Origin of the sequence: Streptomyces sp. NBC_01537 (genome assembly GCF_045040445.1) — a bacterium.
Taxonomy (GTDB): domain Bacteria; phylum Actinomycetota; class Actinomycetes; order Streptomycetales; family Streptomycetaceae; genus Actinacidiphila.
On the sequence record NZ_CP109392.1, the window covers coordinates 1,852,918 to 1,868,947 of the forward strand.

Genomic DNA, 16,030 nt, shown 5'->3' on the forward strand with positions numbered 1-16,030 from the left:
TGATCATCGACGGATCTTTGCCCCATACTGGCGGCTGATCTCGCCGGGGGGCCGCCGTGTCGCCCGGCTGCTCGACAACCGACGACACAGGAGTGATCCCCATTCTCAGACGTATAGCGGCCACCGCACTGCTGCTGGGCGCGCTCGTCCTGCCGAACGCCGCCCCGGCGCAGGCCGACGACGCCCCCATCGCCACCGGCGCCGTGTTCAACAACCCCAAGGGCACGACGGCGGAGCAGGACGCCATCAAGGACCACATCATCGGGGCGATCAACAACACGGTGTCCGGGCGGCTGATCCGGACGGCCCTGTACGCCCTGACCGACCAGGACTACACGGACGCGCTGGTGTCGGCGTACAACCGGGGTGTCAACGTCAGGGTTGTGCTGGACTACGACTACAGCGGCAGGGCCGCCGCACAGAACCTGATCTCGGTCCTGGGGACGAACACCAGCAGCAGCTCCTGGGTGACGCTCTGCGGCACGGCCCTCAATGACGACGTGTCATGCCTGGGAACGGGCACCAACGCGATCAACCACAACAAGTTCTTCACCTTCTCCCGCGTGGGCGCCACCGCGGGCGTGGGCGAGGACGTGGTCATCCAGACCTCCGCCAACCAGACCGCCCTCAACACAGCGCAGTACTGGAACAACGCGTACACCGTGGTCGGCAACACCCCGCTGTACACCGCCTACGCGGACTACTTCGCCAAGCTGGCCGCCAAGGACCGGGCCAACGCCGCCTACATCACCGGGACGGCGGACACCCTGAAGTACTACTTCTTCCCGCAGCAGTCGGGTGACGTCGTGGTGGGCATCCTCGACAACGTCATCTGCACCGGCAACAGCACGGTCGGCACCTCCACGCACAAGACCATCGTCAGGGTGGCGGCCTTCAACCTGTACCGGGAGGCGGTCGCCGACCGGCTCGCGGAACTCGCGAGCGAGGGCTGCTCGGTCCAGATCGTCTACTCCAACACCAATTCGGCGATCATCTCCACGCTGAGCGGCTCCAGCAACATCAAGCTGCGCAAGCTCAACGACGGCACCTACCTCGTGCACTCGAAGTACCTCCTGGTCGAGGGCAACTACGCCGGTCACACGGACACCAAGTGGACCTTCACCGGCTCCCACAACCTGGACGACTCCTCGCTGCGGGAGAACGACGAGGCGCTGCTGCGCATCGACGGCGCCACGGCGCACGATGCCTACGCCGCCAACTTCGACTCCCTGCTGGGCTACTCGACGGCTTCCTGACCGCCGCGCTGCTCCAGCCGGGCCAGCGCGATCCGCGCCGCCTCGCGCAGCCGCGCGTCCTCGCTCGCCGACCGGAGCACGGGCACCGCCCGCCGGTCGGCGAGCTCACCCAGCCCTTCCACGCACTCCAGCGCGATCCGCCGGTACGGCGACCCCGGCTCGGCCAGCAGCAGCTCCAGCGTCTGCGTGAGCGCGGGCACGGCCTCGGCCGCCCGCAGCGACACCAGCAGCCGGATCGCCGGGAGGGCGTAGGAGGTGCGCAGCGGGTTGGTGGCGAGGGCGGCGGCGGCCCGGGCGGTGCGGGGGTCGGCGAGGCGGGCGAGGGCGCGGGCGGCTATGTCGGCGAGGCCGGGGTCGCGGTAGTTGAGCACCATGACGAGGGTCTCGAAGGCGCGGGCGTCGCCGGCCTCGGCGAGGGCGACGGCGGCGTCCAGCCGGACGGCCAGGGATTCCCCCGGTTCGGTGAGGGTCGCGGCGAGTTCTTCGCGTAATGCGGTGTCCACCGGCGACAGACTACGCGGTACGCACCGCCCGCACCCCGCTCATCTGTCAGCGACCCACATCACATGCGCGCAGGGCTGGCGGGAAGGTTACTGGCCGGTTACCCTCGAACCAACGCACGCAGTGGCCTGGTGACGCAGCCACCTTGTGCGGCCGTTGTCGGTTCGGCACCATCGCGGCGAGGCCCCGGGACAGGGTCCGCCATCACCCTCACGTGTGGGCACGCATACCCGCGTACACGCCCCGCGGCTCCACCCAACTCCTCGTAACCCGTGTGCGCCGTGTGCCACGGCCACGGGACCCTCAGCATCTGGAGTCTCGCGATGGACCGTCCTCAAAGCTCCCAGAGCCCGCAAAGCCCTCTTCTGATAGCCGTCATCGGCCTCGGCACGATGGGCACCGGAATCGCCGATGTCATGGCCTGTGCGGGCCATGAGGTCATCGGCATCGACATCAGCGAAGCCGCCGCCCGCCAGGCCGTCGAGACCGTGGAGGCGTCGACCGCCCGCGCCGTGCGGCACGAGCGGATCACCGGGCAGGAGCGCACCGCCGCCCTCGCCCGATTCCGTACGTTCCCCGACCTGCAGGCCGCGGCCGAGGCGGATCTGGTCATCGAGGTCGTGACCGAGCACTTCGAGACCAAGCGTGAGGTCCTGACCGCCCTCGACGGCATCGTGAAGCCCGGCGCGATCATCGCCACCGGCACCAACGCGCTGTCCGTCACGCAGCTCGCCTCGCACACCTCGCGCCCCGACCGCGTCCTGGGCCTGCACTTCTTCGCCCCCGCCCAGAAGATGAAGCTGGTCGAGGTCGTCTCCACCGTCCTCACCTCCCCCGAGGCCACCGAATCCGTCACCGCGCTGGTCCGGGCCCTGGGCAAGGAGCCGGTGCCGGTCGGCGACCGCCCCGGTTTCATCGCCGACGGCCTGCTCTTCGGCTACCTCAACCAGGCCGCCGCGATGTACGAGGCCCGCTACGCGACCCGCGAGGACATCGACGCCGCCATGCGGCTGGGCTGCGGCCTGCCCATGGGACCGCTCGCCCTGCTCGACCTGATCGGCATCGACACCGCCCAGACGGTCCTGGAGGCGATGTACGAGGCCTCCCGCGACCGCCTGCACGCCCCCTCCCCCGTGCTGAAGCAGCTGTCCGCCGCCGGCCTGCTGGGCCGCAAGACAGGGCGTGGCTTCTACACGTACGAGGCCTCCGGCAGCGCCACCGTCGTCCCCGACGCCGACACCCCGCAGGCCGGCGGCGCGGCGGACCAGGGCCGTCCCGTCAGCCGCGTCGGCGTCGCCGGGTCCGGCACCATGGCCACCGGCATCGCCGAGGTCTTCGCCAAGGCCGGCTACGAGGTCGTCCTCGCCGCCCGGGGCCAGGACAAGGCCGACAAGGCCGCCGCGCAGCTCGCCAAGTCCCTGGACCGCTCGGTCGCCAAGGGCCGGCTCACCCAGGAGCAGCGCGACGCCGCCGTGGCCCGGGTCACCGCGGCCGGCTCGCTGGACGCCTTCGCGGAGGTGGACCTGGCGGTCGAGGCCGTCGCCGAGGACCTGGCGGTCAAGCAGCAGCTCTTCGCGACGCTGGACAAGGTCTGCAAGCCCGGCGCGGTGCTCGCCACGACCACGTCGTCCCTGCCCGTCATCGCGATCGCCACGTCCACGTCCCGCCCGCAGGACGTGATCGGCATGCACTTCTTCAACCCGGCGCCCGCGATGAAGCTCGTCGAGGTGGTCCGCACGGTGCTCACCGCCGACGACGTCCACGCCACCGTGCGCGAGGTGTGCGGCAAGGTGAAGAAGCACGCCGTGGACTGCGGCGACCGGGCCGGGTTCATCGTCAACGCGCTGCTGTTCCCGTACCTGAACAACGCCGTGAAGATGGTCCAGGAGCACTACGCGACCGTCGAGGACATCGACGCGGCGATGAAGCTCGGCGGCGGCTACCCGATGGGGCCCTTCGAGCTCCTCGACGTCGTCGGCCTGGATGTCTCCCTCGCGATCGAGCAGGTGCTCCACAAGGAGTTCCGCGACCCGGGGCTGGCGCCCTCCCCGCTGCTGGAGCACCTGGTCTCGGCCGGCTGCCTGGGCCGCAAGACCGGGCGCGGCTTCCGCGAGTACGCCCGTCGCTGAGCCATACCGGGAATCCGGGGCGGTCCGCCCCGGATTCCCGGTCGTACGGGGAAACGCAGTACGGTCCCCATGTGCCCCTGACGTAGCCTCATAGCCTCAAGGCGGAGAAGCCCTGCCCGGTGCCCTGCGGCACGCCGCACAGCCAAGCAAGGAACGTAGGATGGCCCAGCCCGTCAAGCCCCCGCGTACGACCGCAGCCACGGCCCAGCGGCACCGTGTCCGCCAGGACCTGGCGGCTGCCGCGATGCACCTCTTCGCGACCCAGGGCTACGAGGCGACCACGGTCGACGAGATCGCGGCGGCGGCCGGGGTCGCGCGCCGTACGTTCTTCCGCCACTTCCGCTCCAAGGAAGAGGCGATCTTCCCCGACCACGACGACACCCTGGTGCGGGTCGGAGAGGTGCTGGAGTCGGCCGAGCCGCACGAGCACCCCCTCGACACGGTCTGCCGGGGCATCACGGAGGTCCTGCGGATGTACGCGGAGGCCCCCGAGGTATCCGTCGAGCGGTACCGGCTCACCCGCGAGATCCCGATCCTGCGGGAGCGCGAGATCTCCTCCGTCGCCCGCTACGAGCGGCTCTTCACCCGCTACCTCCTCGGCCACTTCGACGAGGCCGACCACCACGACGGCGACGACGACCCGCTCCTGGCGGAAGTCGCCGCTTCGGCCGTCGTCGCGGCCCACAACCACGTCCTGCGGCGCTGGCTCCGCGCCGGCGGCAAGGGCGACGTGGAAGCCCAGCTCGACCACGCCTTCCAGGTCATCAAGGTGACCTTCGGATCCGGCATAGGAGGCGGACGCCGCCTCGCCCCGGCTCCGACCGCGACCGTGTCCACGGTCGGCGAGGTCGTCATCGCGGTCGCCCGAACGGACGCCTCGCCGGCGGAGGTCATGCGCACGATCGAGAAGGCGCTGCGCGGCGACAGCGCGTAGCAGGCCCACGGTTCATTGCTCAGGCGTGACGTCGTGATGCCAACTGTGCAAAATTGGTGGCACGGAGTGTCTTGCCGAGTGGCACCCCGTGCCATAACGTGAATCCTGTCCGGGCGGACGGCGCGCAGAAACACCCCGCGCGCCGTCTGTCCCCAAAGGCCCGGACGCCTGCGTCACAGGCATTCACACTCGCGCCACCGCGCGCTCTGGCCCCACCCGTGCGACCGTCACGGGAAAGCAGCACCGCCGAACCGACGGCACCACCAGCAGCACAGAACCCCCCGTCTACGTCGCGCTTCGCCGGAGGCCACCGTGAAGGACATCCTGGACGCGATTCTCGCGTCGGACAGCACCGCCGCAGATTTCGCGGCCCTGCCGCTCCCCGAGTCGTACCGTGCCATCACCGTCCACAAGGACGAGGTGGAGATCTTCTCGGGCCTGACCACACGCGAGAAGGACCCCCGCAAGTCGCTGCACCTGGACGACGTGCCGGTGCCGGAGCTCGGCCCCGGTGAGGCACTCGTCGCGGTGATGGCGAGCTCGGTGAACTACAACAGCGTGTGGACGTCGATCTTCGAGCCGGTGTCGACGTTCAGCTTCCTGGAGCGTTACGGAAGGCTCTCACCGCTCACCAAGCGTCACGACCTGCCGTACCACATCATCGGCTCGGACCTGTCCGGAGTCGTGCTGCGCACCGGCCCCGGGGTCAACGCCTGGAAGCCGGGCGACGAGGTCGTGGCGCACTGCCTGTCCGTGGAGCTGGAGTCCGCCGACGGGCACAACGACACGATGCTCGACCCCGAGCAGCGGATCTGGGGCTTCGAGACCAACTTCGGCGGACTGGCGGAGATCGCGCTGGTGAAGTCCAACCAGCTGATGCCCAAGCCCAAGCACCTCAGCTGGGAGGAGTCGGCGGCGCCGGGCCTGGTGAACTCCACCGCGTACCGGCAGCTGGTCTCCCGCAACGGCGCCGGGATGAAGCAGGGGGACAACGTCCTGATCTGGGGCGCCAGCGGCGGCCTCGGCTCGTACGCGACCCAGTTCGCGCTGGCCGGCGGGGCGAACCCGATCTGCGTGGTGTCGAGCCCGGAGAAGGCGGCGATCTGCCGGAGCATGGGTGCGGAGGCGATCATCGACCGCAATGCCGAGGACTACAAGTTCTGGAAGGACGAGCACACCCAGGACCAGCGGGAGTGGAAGCGCCTGGGCAAGCGGATCCGGGAGCTGACCGGCGGCGAGGACGTGGACATCGTCTTCGAGCACCCGGGCCGGGAGACCTTCGGCGCGAGCGTGTACGTCACGCGCAAGGGCGGCACGATCGTGACCTGCGCATCGACGTCCGGCTACAACCACGAGTACGACAACCGCTACCTGTGGATGAGCCTGAAGAAGATCGTGGGCTCACACTTCGCGAACTACCGCGAGGCGTGGGAGGCCAACCGCCTGATCGCCAAGGGCAAGATCCACCCGACGCTGTCGAAGACGTACCGCCTGGAGGAGACCGGCCAGGCCGCGTACGACGTGCACCGCAACCTCCACCAGGGCAAGGTCGGCGTGCTGACCCTCGCCCCGCAGGAGGGCCTCGGCGTGAGCGACCCGCAGATGCGGGCCACGCACATCGACGCCATCAACCGCTTCCGCAACATCTGAGCCGGGACCGGGGACAGGACACAGGACACCAGCGATGACGAAGCGTCAGAAGGATCGTCCGTGGCTGATGCGGACATACGCCGGGCACTCCACGGCCGAGGCGTCCAATGAGCTCTACCGGCGCAACCTCGCCAAGGGCCAGACCGGCCTGTCGGTCGCGTTCGACCTCCCGACGCAGACCGGATACGACCCCGACCACATCCTCGCCCGCGGCGAGGTCGGCCGGGTCGGGGTCCCGGTCTCCCACCTGGGCGACATGCGCACGCTGTTCCGGGACATCCCCTTGGAGGAGATGAACACCTCCATGACGATCAACGCCACGGCCATGTGGCTGCTGGCGCTGTACCAGGTGGTCGCCGAGGAACAGGGCGCCGACATCACCAAGCTCCAGGGCACCACCCAGAACGACATCGTCAAGGAATACCTCTCGCGCGGGACGCATGTCTTCCCGCCCGTCCCCTCGCTGCGCCTGACGACCGACATGATCGCTTACACCGTCGGCCGCATCCCCAAGTGGAACCCGATCAACATCTGCAGCTACCACCTGCAGGAGGCGGGCGCCACGCCGGTCCAGGAGATCGCGTACGCCATGTCCACCGCGATCGCCGTCCTGGACGCGGTCCGCGACTCGGGGCAGGTGGCGGCCGAGCGGATGGGCGATGTGGTCGCCCGGATCTCCTTCTTCGTCAACGCGGGCGTCCGCTTCGTCGAGGAGATGTGCAAGATGCGGGCCTTCAACCGCATCTGGGAAACCGTCACCCGCGACCGCTACGGGATCGAGAACCCCAAGCAGCGCCGCTTCCGCTACGGCGTCCAGGTCAACTCCCTCGGCCTGACCGAGGCCCAGCCGGAGAACAACGTCCAGCGCATCGTCCTGGAGATGCTGGCCGTCACCCTCTCGAAGGACGCACGCGCGCGTGCCGTGCAGCTGCCCGCCTGGAACGAGGCGCTGGGCCTGCCGCGTCCCTGGGACCAGCAGTGGAGCCTGCGCATCCAGCAGGTGCTGGCCCTGGAGAGCGATCTGCTGGAGTACGAGGACATCTTCGACGGCTCGCATGTCATCGAGGCCAAGGTGAGCGAGCTGGTCACCGAGTCCCTCGCCGAGATGGCGCGCATCGAGGAGATGGGCGGCGCCATGGCTGCCGTGGAGTCCGGCTACCTCAAGTCGCAGCTGGTGTCCTCGCACGCCGAGCGCCGGGCCCGGATCGAGTCCGGCGAGGAGAAGATCGTCGGAGTCAACTCGTTCCAGGGCACCGAGCCCAGCCCGCTCACCTCCGACCTGGACGCGGCCATCATGACCGTCGACCCGGCGAACGAGGCCCGGGTCGTCGACGCGCTGCGCGCATGGCGCGAGGACCGCGAGGAGCCCCGGGCGGCCAAGGCGCTGGAGGCGCTGAAGTCGGCCGCCGCCGGAACCGAGAACCTCATGGAAGCCACCGTCGAATGCGCCCGCGCGGGCGTCACCACCGGCGAGTGGTCCTTCGCCCTGCGCGAGGTCTTCGGCGAGTTCCGCGCCCCCACCGGCGTCAGCAGCGCCCCCGTCGCCGTGGCCGCCGAGCCAGGCACCCCGCTCGCCGAGGTCCGCCGCAAGGTCGCCGCCACGGCGGCCGAGCTGGGCGTAGGCAAACTGCGGCTGCTGGTCGGCAAGCCCGGCCTGGACGGCCACTCCAACGGCGCCGAGCAGATCGCCGTACGCGCGCGGGACGCCGGCTTCGAGGTGGTCTACCAGGGCATCCGCCTGACCCCCGAGCAGATCGTCTCGGCCGCGGTCGCGGAGGACGTCCACTGCGTCGGGTTGTCCATCCTGTCCGGCTCCCACGCCGAACTGGTCCCCGATGTCCTGACCCGCCTGCGCAGGGCGGGCGTGGACGACGTCCCGGTCATCGCGGGCGGCATCATCCCCCCGGCCGACGCGGCGAGACTGATCGACGCCGGGGTCGCGGCGGTGTTCACCCCGAAGGACTTCGGCATCACGGAGATCATCGGCCGTATCGCGGACGAGATCCGCCGTGCGCACGGGCTGGCGCCCCTTGAGGTGACGGCGTGAGGGCTCGCCTGAAGGGGCGCGGGGAACTGCGCGAGCAACCGGCCACCGGCGGGCAGCCGCCCACGGCGCAGTCACCCCCACCCCGAGGCGCCACCCAGCGACAATGCACCAGAGGCTCCAACCAGACCACCACCCCGGAGGGGTAATGCAGTTCGGCCGCACGTATGAAGAGTTCGAGGTCGGTGCCATCTACAAGCACTGGCCCGGTAAGACGGTCACCGAGTACGACGACCATCTCTTCTGCCTTCTGACCATGAACCACCACCCGCTCCACATGGACGCGAACTACGCGACGACAACCGTCCAGGGCAAGAACGTCGTCGTGGGCAACTACGTCTACTCCCTCCTCCTGGGCATGTCCGTTCCGGACGTGTCCGGCAAGGCGCTCGCCAACCTGGAGGTCGAGTCGCTCAAGCACGTCGCGCCGACCTTCCACGGCGACACCATCTACGGCCAGACCACCGTCCTGGACAAGTGGCCGTCGAAGTCCAAGGACGACCGGGGCATCGTCTACGTAGAGACCAAGGGCTACAACCAGGACGGCACCCTGGTGTGCGTCTTCCGCCGCAAGGTGATGGTGCCCACCGCCACGTACATCAAGGAGCGCGGCGGCGAGCAGCCCGGCCGCCCCGAGTTGAGGGAGAACTGAGCACATGAGCCGCCTCGCGCAGACCGACGGGCTGACCGACATCCAGCGGGAGATCCTCTCCACCGTCCGGACGTTCGTCGACAAGGAGATCCTGCCGGTCGCGACCGAGCTGGAGCACAAGGACGAGTATCCGACCGAAATCGTTGAAGGTTTGAAGGAACTCGGCATCTTCGGCCTGATGATCCCGGAGGAGTACGGCGGCCTCGGTGAGTCCCTTCTCACATACGCCCTCACGGTGGAGGAGATCGCCCGTGGCTGGATGAGCGTCTCCGGCATCATCAACACCCACTTCATCGTCGCGTACATGATCAAGCAGCACGGCACCCAGGAGCAGAAGGACCACTTCCTGCCCCGCATGGCGGCCGGCGAGGTGCGCGGCGCCTTCTCCATGTCGGAGCCGGGGCTGGGCTCGGACGTCTCAGCGATCCGCACCAAGGGCGTACGGGACGGCGACGACTACGTCATCAACGGCCAGAAGATGTGGCTGACCAACGGCGGCTCGGCCAACCTCGTCGCGGTGCTGTGCCGCACCGACGAGGGGCAGCCGGAGGGCTCGGCGCCGCACAAGTCCATGACGACCTTCCTCATCGAGAAGGAGCCGGGCTTCGGCCCGAATCCGACGGTCCCCGGGCTGACCATCCCCGGCAAGATCGAGAAGATGGGCTACAAGGGCGTCGACACGACCGAGATGATCCTCGAGGACGTGAGGATTCCGTCAAATCGAGTGCTCGGCGGCGACAGCGGGCGCGGCTTTTACCAAATGATGGACGGCGTCGAGGTCGGCCGGGTCAATGTGGCCGCTCGTGGCTGCGGGGTGGCACAGCGTGCGTTCGAGCTCGGCGTGTCGTACGCGCAGCAGCGGCAGACCTTCGGCAAGCCGATCGCACAGCACCAGGCGATCCAGTTCAAGCTCGCCGAGATGGCCACCAAGGTCGAGGCGGCCCACCAGATGATGGTCAACGCGGCCCGCAAGAAGGACTCCGGCCAGCGCAATGACCTGGAGGCGGGCATGGCGAAGTACCTGGCGGCGGAGTACTGCAAGGAGGTCGTGGAGGACGCGTTCCGGATCCACGGCGGCTACGGCTTCTCCAAGGAGTACGAGATCGAGCGGCTCTACCGCGAGGCTCCGATGCTCCTGATCGGCGAGGGGACCGCCGAAATCCAGAAAATGATCATCGGGCGCCGACTGCTGGAGGAGTACCGACTCCAGGGCTGAAAGTCCTGAATGTGTCGATTTGCCCGAGATAATGGTCACACCCAGTCATCGTTTCTCGGCCATCGACTCGGCTGCTGGCTTGCCCAGTTGCAGGTCTCAACCGATACCATTCATGAAAGCCGCCGTCCCCAGAACCATCTTGCGGCACCCTCCGCTACGAAGGTCTTCCATGCCCCACAGCCATTCCTCTGCACAACGCGGCCGGGTCCGCCTCGCGCGCGGAGCGTCGCCGTGGCTCCTCCCGACCGTGGCCACCGCAGCGGTCAGCCTCACCCGCGCCCGTCATTCCGGGCGCTGGGCGGCCGTGGCCGTACCCGCCACCGCACTCGCGGCGGGCATGCTGTGGTTCTTCCGTGACCCTGAGCGGGAGATCACTCAGGGCCGCGTCATCTCCCCGGCCGACGGCGTGGTGCAGAGCATCATGCCGTGGAAGGACGGGCGCACCCGCGTCGCGATCTTCATGAGCCCGCTGAACGTCCACGTGAACCGTGCCCCGCTCGCGGGCACGGTCACGTCCGTGGAGCACATCCCCGGCGGGTTCGTCCCGGCGTTCAACAAGGAGAGCGAGAACAACGAGCGCGTTGTCTGGCACTTCGACACCGAGCTCGGTGACATCGAGATGGTGCAGATCGCGGGAGCTGTCGCCCGCCGCATCGTCCCGTATGTGCCTGCCGGCACCAAGGTCGAGCAGGGTGAGCGGATCGGCCTGATCCGTTTCGGCTCCCGGGTCGACATCTACCTCCCGGAGGGCGTCGAGTCCGCCGTCGAGGTCGGCCAGGCGACTGTGGCTGGGGTGACTCGCATTGACCGTGATTGATCCTGATACCGCTCAGGCGGCCTGGGCCGCCGACCTCGACGACGAGATCGACGACGTCGATGACATGCCACTCTCCACTCGGCTGTCGATAGCGGACACGCTTACTCTCGGTAACGCGATCTGCGGCTTCATGGCGGTGTACTTCACCACCACCGGGGTCCTGGTCCCGCACCTCATGGGCAACGCCGACGCCAACGGCGGCATGGCCCGCCACAGCGCCGCCACCGCGGTCCTGCTGATGCTCATGGCGTCCGTCTTCGACCTCTTCGACGGCCTCGTGGCGCGCAAGCTCCGCAGCTCCGCGATGGGCGCCGAGCTCGACAACCTGTCCGACCTCATCAGCTTCGGCCTCGCGCCGGCCTACTTCGTGGTCGTCTGGGGCCTGGTCGCGGACGACGCCCACGGGCGGGTGTCGGCCGTCGCCGCGGTGGTCGTCCTGCTGGCTGTGGTGCTCCGGCTCGCCCGCTTCTCCTGCACCACCGTGCGGGACGGCATCTTCCAGGGCATGCCCAGCCCCTTCGGGGCGCTGACGGTGATCTCGGTGGTCCTTCTCCAGCTGCCGTTCATCCCGACCGTGCTCGCCATCCTCGCCATCGCCTGGCTCATGGTCAGCCGCGTCGAGTACCCCAAGCCGCGAGGGCGCCTCGCCCTCATCACCCTGGCCTGGATCTTCCTGAGCATGGCCTGCCTGGTGTGCTGGGCCTTCGCCGTCCCCGGCGGCGACCTGCTGCTGCAGACCGGCGCGGCCCTTCAGATCATCGCCGCCGCGCTCATTCCGCTCTTCGCGACCACCCGGCGGGTCAACACGATCCGGAACAACCGGCGGGAAGCGCGGACCGCGGAGCTTCCGTAGTTCCGTAGTTCTTACGCGGAAACGGGGTGGGCCCGAGCCTTCTGGCTCGGGCCCACCCCGTTTTCGCGCCTCCCCGGACAGGGCCTACAGGAAGTCGCGGGCGATCTGCTGCGCCAGCCGCTCGAGCAGCGGCCCCGCCTCCGCCATGCACCGCTCGGCGTCCGGCTCCAGGTCCGTAAGGGCGTACGCACGCCGGATCCCGGCGGCGCCGAGCGCGCCGGGGGCGAGGGCGAGGCGGCCGCAGACCGCGATGACCTCCAGGTCACGGGCGCGTGCGGCGGCGGCGACGCCGGCCGGGGCCTTGCCGTGGAGGGTCTGCTCGTCGAGGGAGCCCTCCCCGGTGATGACGAGGTCGGCACGGCCGAGGGCGTCGGCGAAGCCGAGCATGTCCAGGAGCACCTGCACGCCGGGCCGGAAATTGGCCCGGAGCCCGACCAGCGCGCCGAAGCCCACACCACCCGCCGCACCGGCGCCCGGGGCCTCCGCGGCGCCGCCCGCACGGTCGTCGAGCACGGCCGCGTACCGCCCCAGCGCGGCATCGAGCACCGCGACATCCTCCGCCGAGGCACCCTTCTGCGGACCGTAGACCGCCGCGGCGCCCTTCGGCCCGAGCAGCGGGTTGTCCACGTCGCTCGCGAGGACGACCTCGATATCGGCCAGCCTGGGATCGAGCCCGCTCAGGTCTGCCGTGGCGAGCGCCGCGAGCCCACCGCCACCGGGCCCGACGGGCGCCCCCTCCGCGTCCAGGAACCGTGCGCCGAGGGCGGTCAGCATGCCGGCGCCGCCGTCGTTCGTCGCGCTGCCGCCGACTCCGAGCACGACGCTGCGCGCACCCGCGTCCAGCGCCGCCCGCAGCAGCTCCCCGGTGCCGTACGTCGTGGCGGTGAGCGGCGCGAAGACGCCCGCCGGAAGATGCCGCAGCCCGGAGGCCTCGGCCATCTCCACCACGGCCGTGTCGCCGCGCAGCGCGTACGCGGCCCTGACGGGCTCGCCGAGCGGCCCCGTCACCGTCACCTCACGGCGTTCGAAACCCGCCGCGACAGCCGCGTCAACGGTGCCGTCGCCGCCGTCGGCGACCGGCACCGCCTCGATCACCGCGCCGGGCGCGACACTGCGCAGCCCTGCCGTGACCCGTTCGGCGACCTGTACGGCCGTGAGCGAGCCCTTGAACTTGTCAGCGGCGATCAGCACTCGCGCCGTCGCTCTGTTCGTCACAATCGATCTCCCTTAGAGGCAGGTCGCGCCGTTCGGACCCTATCGCTCCTCACCAGCGGGTACGAGTCCCCCATGGACGACCTCGGTGACAAGATCCTCGGCGGCTGGCTCGGCCGGATCGCCGGCAACATGCTCGGCAAGCCCGTCGAGCGCGGCGACCACTGGACGCGCGAGCGGATCGACCGCTACCTGCGGCGCGCCGACGCCCTTCCCCTGACCGACTACATTCCGGCGCTCGATCCCCTGCCGGAGGAGTTCGAGCTGCGCCCGGAGTGGCCGCAGTGCACCCGCGGCAACATCCACGGCAGCGCCCGCGACGACGACATCGACTACGCCATCCTCGGCCTGGACCTCCTGGAGACCTACGGCCCCGGCTTCACCACCGAGCAGGTCGGCGAGCTCTGGCTTCTCCGGCTGCCCTACCTCCAGACCTTCACCGCCGAGCGCGTCGCCTACCGCAACCTGGCGAACGGCCTGAAACCGCCGCTCACCGCCACCCTCGACAACCCGTACCAGCAATGGATCGGCGCCCTCATCCGCGCCGACATCCACGGCTGGACCTCCCCCGGCGATCCCGCCCGCGCCGCCGCCCTCGCCCGCCGCGACGCCGTCCTCTCCCACACCGGCAACGGCGTGCAGAACACCGTGCCGCTGAGAGACCGTCGGCGCTCGTGGTGTATCCCGCCTGCCCTCCCCGTATTGATCCCCCGGCGCCGGGTGTGTTGCGGGTCGGCTTCGGCCGCTTCTACGGTGATCCTGCTGCGGCCGAGGCCGTCGGGTGCTGCTGCCTGCGCCAGGGAGCGGTGGGGCCGGCAAGTGTGTCCAGCATGAGCTGGTACCAGGGCAGTGCTGCGAGCCCGGGAGGGCCGATGCTCAGCACTCCGAACGCGGACAAGGCATGGAAAGGCATGACGAGGTCATTCCCGACCCCGGAGGCGCCAGGCCAGCCGCCCCGAGCAAGGCGGAGAGGACGGCTTACGCCGTGCTGCTGCATGGACCGGCTGCGCGCTCAGGCGGCGCCGAGGGGAAGGAATCGTGCAGGATGCGGGTCTGGGCGGCATCACGGATTTCGCGGATCGCCACGCCCCACGGCGCCAGGCCATCTATGGCCTTGGTCTGCTTGCGTAGCACGCCCTGGTCAGAGCGGCTCGGCGTACCAGCGGTGGTGGACGATCGGCTCGACACACAGCACCGCTGTGCCGGCGATCACGCCGACGAGCAGGGACCGCCAGCCACCGCCGTTGGCGAGGGCACCGAGGCAGGCAGCGGCGATGGCGAGCGGGCGCAGCAGGGTCAGGGGGCCGAGGCCGACGACCATTGCCAGGGTGCTGGCGCGGAACGGCAGCAGGAAGTACGCGGCGAGGGAGAGCAGGACCGAGGCGGCGTAGGCGGTGAGGGGAAGCAGGTAGCCGGTGGCGCCGCGAAGGAGGGCAGCGTGAGCCTGGGAGCGGTTGGCCGCGGCGACCAGCGTGGCGATCGCTGTCAGGGCGGGGGCAAGAAGCAGGGCGGAGCTGACAGCCAAGCCGCGCAGTGCGGCTCGGGTGGTGGCGCGGTGTTTGCGGATGCGGGCATCACGTCCGGCGTATGCGCGGAAGCCGCTGAAGGCCGCGTCGATCAGGCCGAGTGCGGCAAGCGGCAGGGCAGGGCTCATTGGGTGCCCTCCGGGAACTGCTCAGGGCCGACGAGCCTGCGAGAGGCTCGACCGAGGGCCTGGCGGAGCGGCACTTCCAGATGCGGACGGATGCCGAGGACGGGACGCAAGGTGGTACAGAAGGGGTTTGCCAGACCGTTCGGTTCGTACAGCAGCGGTCGCATACCGGGGACTGTTGCGGCCCGCAGCAGTGCCGCGTCACTGTGGGCGCGCTGCGCGGAGGCCACTCCGTCGTGGCGGCCGAGCGGGTGGCGCATCCGGGCGCGGTGGAACACCCAGGCGCCGATCGGCGCAAGCCGGGTTGCCGCGATGTCGTAGTGGCAGAAGGCGAGCGCGGAGGACTCGGCCTGGAGCCGGAAGAACTCCGTCAGGGCAGGACCTCGGATGTGGTGCAGGACACCGGTGGAGATATAGATGGTGGCGGCATCGGGCAGGTGGAAGGCGTTGCCGTGGACGAAGCTGCAGTCCAGTCCCTCCGAGCGGGCAAGGCGAGCGGCCTCGTTGACCAAGGCGGCGTTGAGGTCGACTCCGACGAGCTCGACGTCGGGGCCGAGTGCACCGGTGGCCGCCAGCCAGCGGACGAGGTAGCCCAGGCCGCAGCCGACATCGACAAGGCGCAACGGTCCGGACCGCGTCGCGGTCGCGTGGACTGCGGTGCACAGCGGGCCGAGCAGATGGACCAGGCGCTCGCCGATGCGAAGCTCTTCGCTGAGGCGCTGCAACTCGGTGTGTACGGTGACCAGCAGCCGGTCAACGGCGTCCGGGTCGAGGATGTCGCCCTGGTTCACAGGCAGGGCCGAGACAATGCGAGCGGCGCACTGATCACCGTACTCGCGAACCTGGCGCAGCACATCGCCGCGGCGTACCGGCAGACGGTGGCCGCTGCGCGGATCAGTAGCGGTGATCAGGTCCGATATCTCAAGGCAGGGCACGGTGAAGAACCTAGCGGCTCGATTCCTTCGGGGCTGGGAGGCCGCCCTCTCGCGGACAGCCTGACAGCGACGAAGACGGATTTTGTCATCAGGCCGGCCCGTCGGAGTTCTCAGGTTTTCCGGCCGGGCGGTCTGCAAAGGGAGGCCCGCCGCCGATGGGATTCTTCGGCGGCGGCCCCT

At 69.6% G+C, this 16,030-nt stretch carries 13 protein-coding genes and 1 pseudogene; 10 read left to right on the forward strand and 4 right to left on the reverse strand.

The genetic code is table 11. From position 1 onward, the window contains the following. The first annotated feature begins 92 nt into the window (after nt 1-92). On the forward strand, nt 93-1,256 hold the full coding sequence (locus tag OG607_RS08650) for a phospholipase D-like domain-containing protein (RefSeq protein WP_405720791.1): 1,164 nt from the start codon (nt 93-95) through the stop codon (nt 1,254-1,256). On the opposite strand, the gene OG607_RS08655 is transcribed toward OG607_RS08650, so the two are convergent. Next, nucleotides 1,238-1,759, reverse strand: coding sequence for an adenylosuccinate lyase (locus tag OG607_RS08655; RefSeq protein ID WP_405720793.1), 522 nt, complete (start codon nt 1,757-1,759; stop codon nt 1,238-1,240). The two genes, OG607_RS08650 and OG607_RS08655, sit on opposite strands and share 19 nt — an antisense overlap. A 321-nt stretch (nt 1,760-2,080) precedes the next feature. Between OG607_RS08655 and OG607_RS08660 the strand changes: the two genes are divergently transcribed. The 8 genes from OG607_RS08660 to OG607_RS08695 all read left to right on the forward strand — a co-directional run bounded on the left by OG607_RS08660 (nt 2,081) and on the right by OG607_RS08695 (nt 12,052). Continuing rightward, the gene (locus tag OG607_RS08660; RefSeq protein WP_405720796.1) at nt 2,081-3,886 is read left to right on the forward strand and encodes a 3-hydroxyacyl-CoA dehydrogenase family protein; all 1,806 of its coding nucleotides are present in this window, start codon (nt 2,081-2,083) and stop codon (nt 3,884-3,886) included. A 160-nt stretch (nt 3,887-4,046) separates the two neighbouring features. Continuing rightward, nucleotides 4,047-4,820, forward strand: coding sequence for a TetR/AcrR family transcriptional regulator (locus OG607_RS08665; protein ID WP_405720799.1), 774 nt, complete (start codon nt 4,047-4,049; stop codon nt 4,818-4,820). Between the two features lie 312 nt (nt 4,821-5,132). Next, the gene (ccrA, locus tag OG607_RS08670) at nt 5,133-6,470 is read left to right on the forward strand and encodes a crotonyl-CoA carboxylase/reductase (protein ID WP_405720801.1); all 1,338 of its coding nucleotides are present in this window, start codon (nt 5,133-5,135) and stop codon (nt 6,468-6,470) included. 34 nt (nt 6,471-6,504) lie between these two features. Further along, nucleotides 6,505-8,517, forward strand: coding sequence for a protein meaA (locus OG607_RS08675; protein WP_405720804.1), 2,013 nt, complete (start codon nt 6,505-6,507; stop codon nt 8,515-8,517). Between the two features lie 145 nt (nt 8,518-8,662). After that, on the forward strand, nt 8,663-9,166 hold the full coding sequence (locus OG607_RS08680) for a MaoC family dehydratase (protein WP_405720807.1): 504 nt from the start codon (nt 8,663-8,665) through the stop codon (nt 9,164-9,166). 4 nt (nt 9,167-9,170) lie between these two features. Beyond that, on the forward strand, nt 9,171-10,382 hold the full coding sequence (locus OG607_RS08685; RefSeq protein ID WP_405720810.1) for an acyl-CoA dehydrogenase family protein: 1,212 nt from the start codon (nt 9,171-9,173) through the stop codon (nt 10,380-10,382). A gap of 169 nt (nt 10,383-10,551) precedes the next feature. Continuing rightward, nucleotides 10,552-11,199: a phosphatidylserine decarboxylase gene (locus OG607_RS08690; protein ID WP_405720813.1), complete on the forward strand. Its 648-nt coding sequence runs from the start codon at nt 10,552-10,554 to the stop codon at nt 11,197-11,199. Beyond that, nucleotides 11,186-12,052, forward strand: coding sequence for a CDP-alcohol phosphatidyltransferase family protein (locus tag OG607_RS08695; RefSeq protein WP_405720816.1), 867 nt, complete (start codon nt 11,186-11,188; stop codon nt 12,050-12,052). The genes OG607_RS08690 and OG607_RS08695 overlap by 14 nt, the downstream gene beginning before the upstream one ends. An 84-nt stretch (nt 12,053-12,136) precedes the next feature. On the opposite strand, the gene OG607_RS08700 is transcribed toward OG607_RS08695, so the two are convergent. Further along, nucleotides 12,137-13,267: a glycerate kinase gene (locus OG607_RS08700; protein ID WP_405720818.1), complete on the reverse strand. Its 1,131-nt coding sequence runs from the start codon at nt 13,265-13,267 to the stop codon at nt 12,137-12,139. Nucleotides 13,268-13,339: 72 nt separating this feature from the next. Between OG607_RS08700 and OG607_RS08705 the strand changes: the two are divergent. Beyond that, nucleotides 13,340-13,903 (forward strand): annotated as a pseudogene (locus OG607_RS08705) (ADP-ribosylglycohydrolase family protein); the annotation flags it as partial. Nucleotides 13,904-14,405: 502 nt separating this feature from the next. Here OG607_RS08705 and OG607_RS08710 read toward each other — a convergent pair. Both OG607_RS08710 and OG607_RS08715 read right to left on the reverse strand, forming a co-directional pair. Then, nucleotides 14,406-14,918 carry a hypothetical protein gene (locus OG607_RS08710; protein ID WP_405720821.1) on the reverse strand — a complete coding sequence of 171 codons (513 nt, stop codon included), beginning with the start codon at nt 14,916-14,918 and terminating at the stop codon, nt 14,406-14,408. Further along, nucleotides 14,915-15,850, reverse strand: a complete 936-nt coding sequence (locus OG607_RS08715; RefSeq protein WP_405720824.1) for a class I SAM-dependent methyltransferase — start codon at nt 15,848-15,850, stop codon at nt 14,915-14,917. The genes OG607_RS08710 and OG607_RS08715 overlap by 4 nt, the downstream gene beginning before the upstream one ends. Nucleotides 15,851-16,030 lie beyond the last annotated feature (180 nt).

Excerpts from the sequence above, each read along its gene's own strand:
- OG607_RS08665 (WP_405720799.1), top strand. The coding sequence starts at position 4,047 with ATGGCCCAGCCCGTCAAGCCCCCGCGTACGACCGCAGCCACGGCCCAG.
- OG607_RS08680 (WP_405720807.1), top strand. The coding sequence starts at position 8,663 with ATGCAGTTCGGCCGCACGTATGAAGAGTTCGAGGTCGGTGCCATCTAC.
- OG607_RS08690 (WP_405720813.1), top strand. The coding sequence starts at position 10,552 with ATGCCCCACAGCCATTCCTCTGCACAACGCGGCCGGGTCCGCCTCGCG.
- OG607_RS08660 (WP_405720796.1), top strand. The coding sequence starts at position 2,081 with ATGGACCGTCCTCAAAGCTCCCAGAGCCCGCAAAGCCCTCTTCTGATA.
- OG607_RS08710 (WP_405720821.1), bottom strand. The coding sequence starts at position 14,918 with ATGAGCCCTGCCCTGCCGCTTGCCGCACTCGGCCTGATCGACGCGGCC.
- OG607_RS08675 (WP_405720804.1), top strand. The coding sequence starts at position 6,505 with ATGACGAAGCGTCAGAAGGATCGTCCGTGGCTGATGCGGACATACGCC.
- OG607_RS08685 (WP_405720810.1), top strand. The coding sequence starts at position 9,171 with ATGAGCCGCCTCGCGCAGACCGACGGGCTGACCGACATCCAGCGGGAG.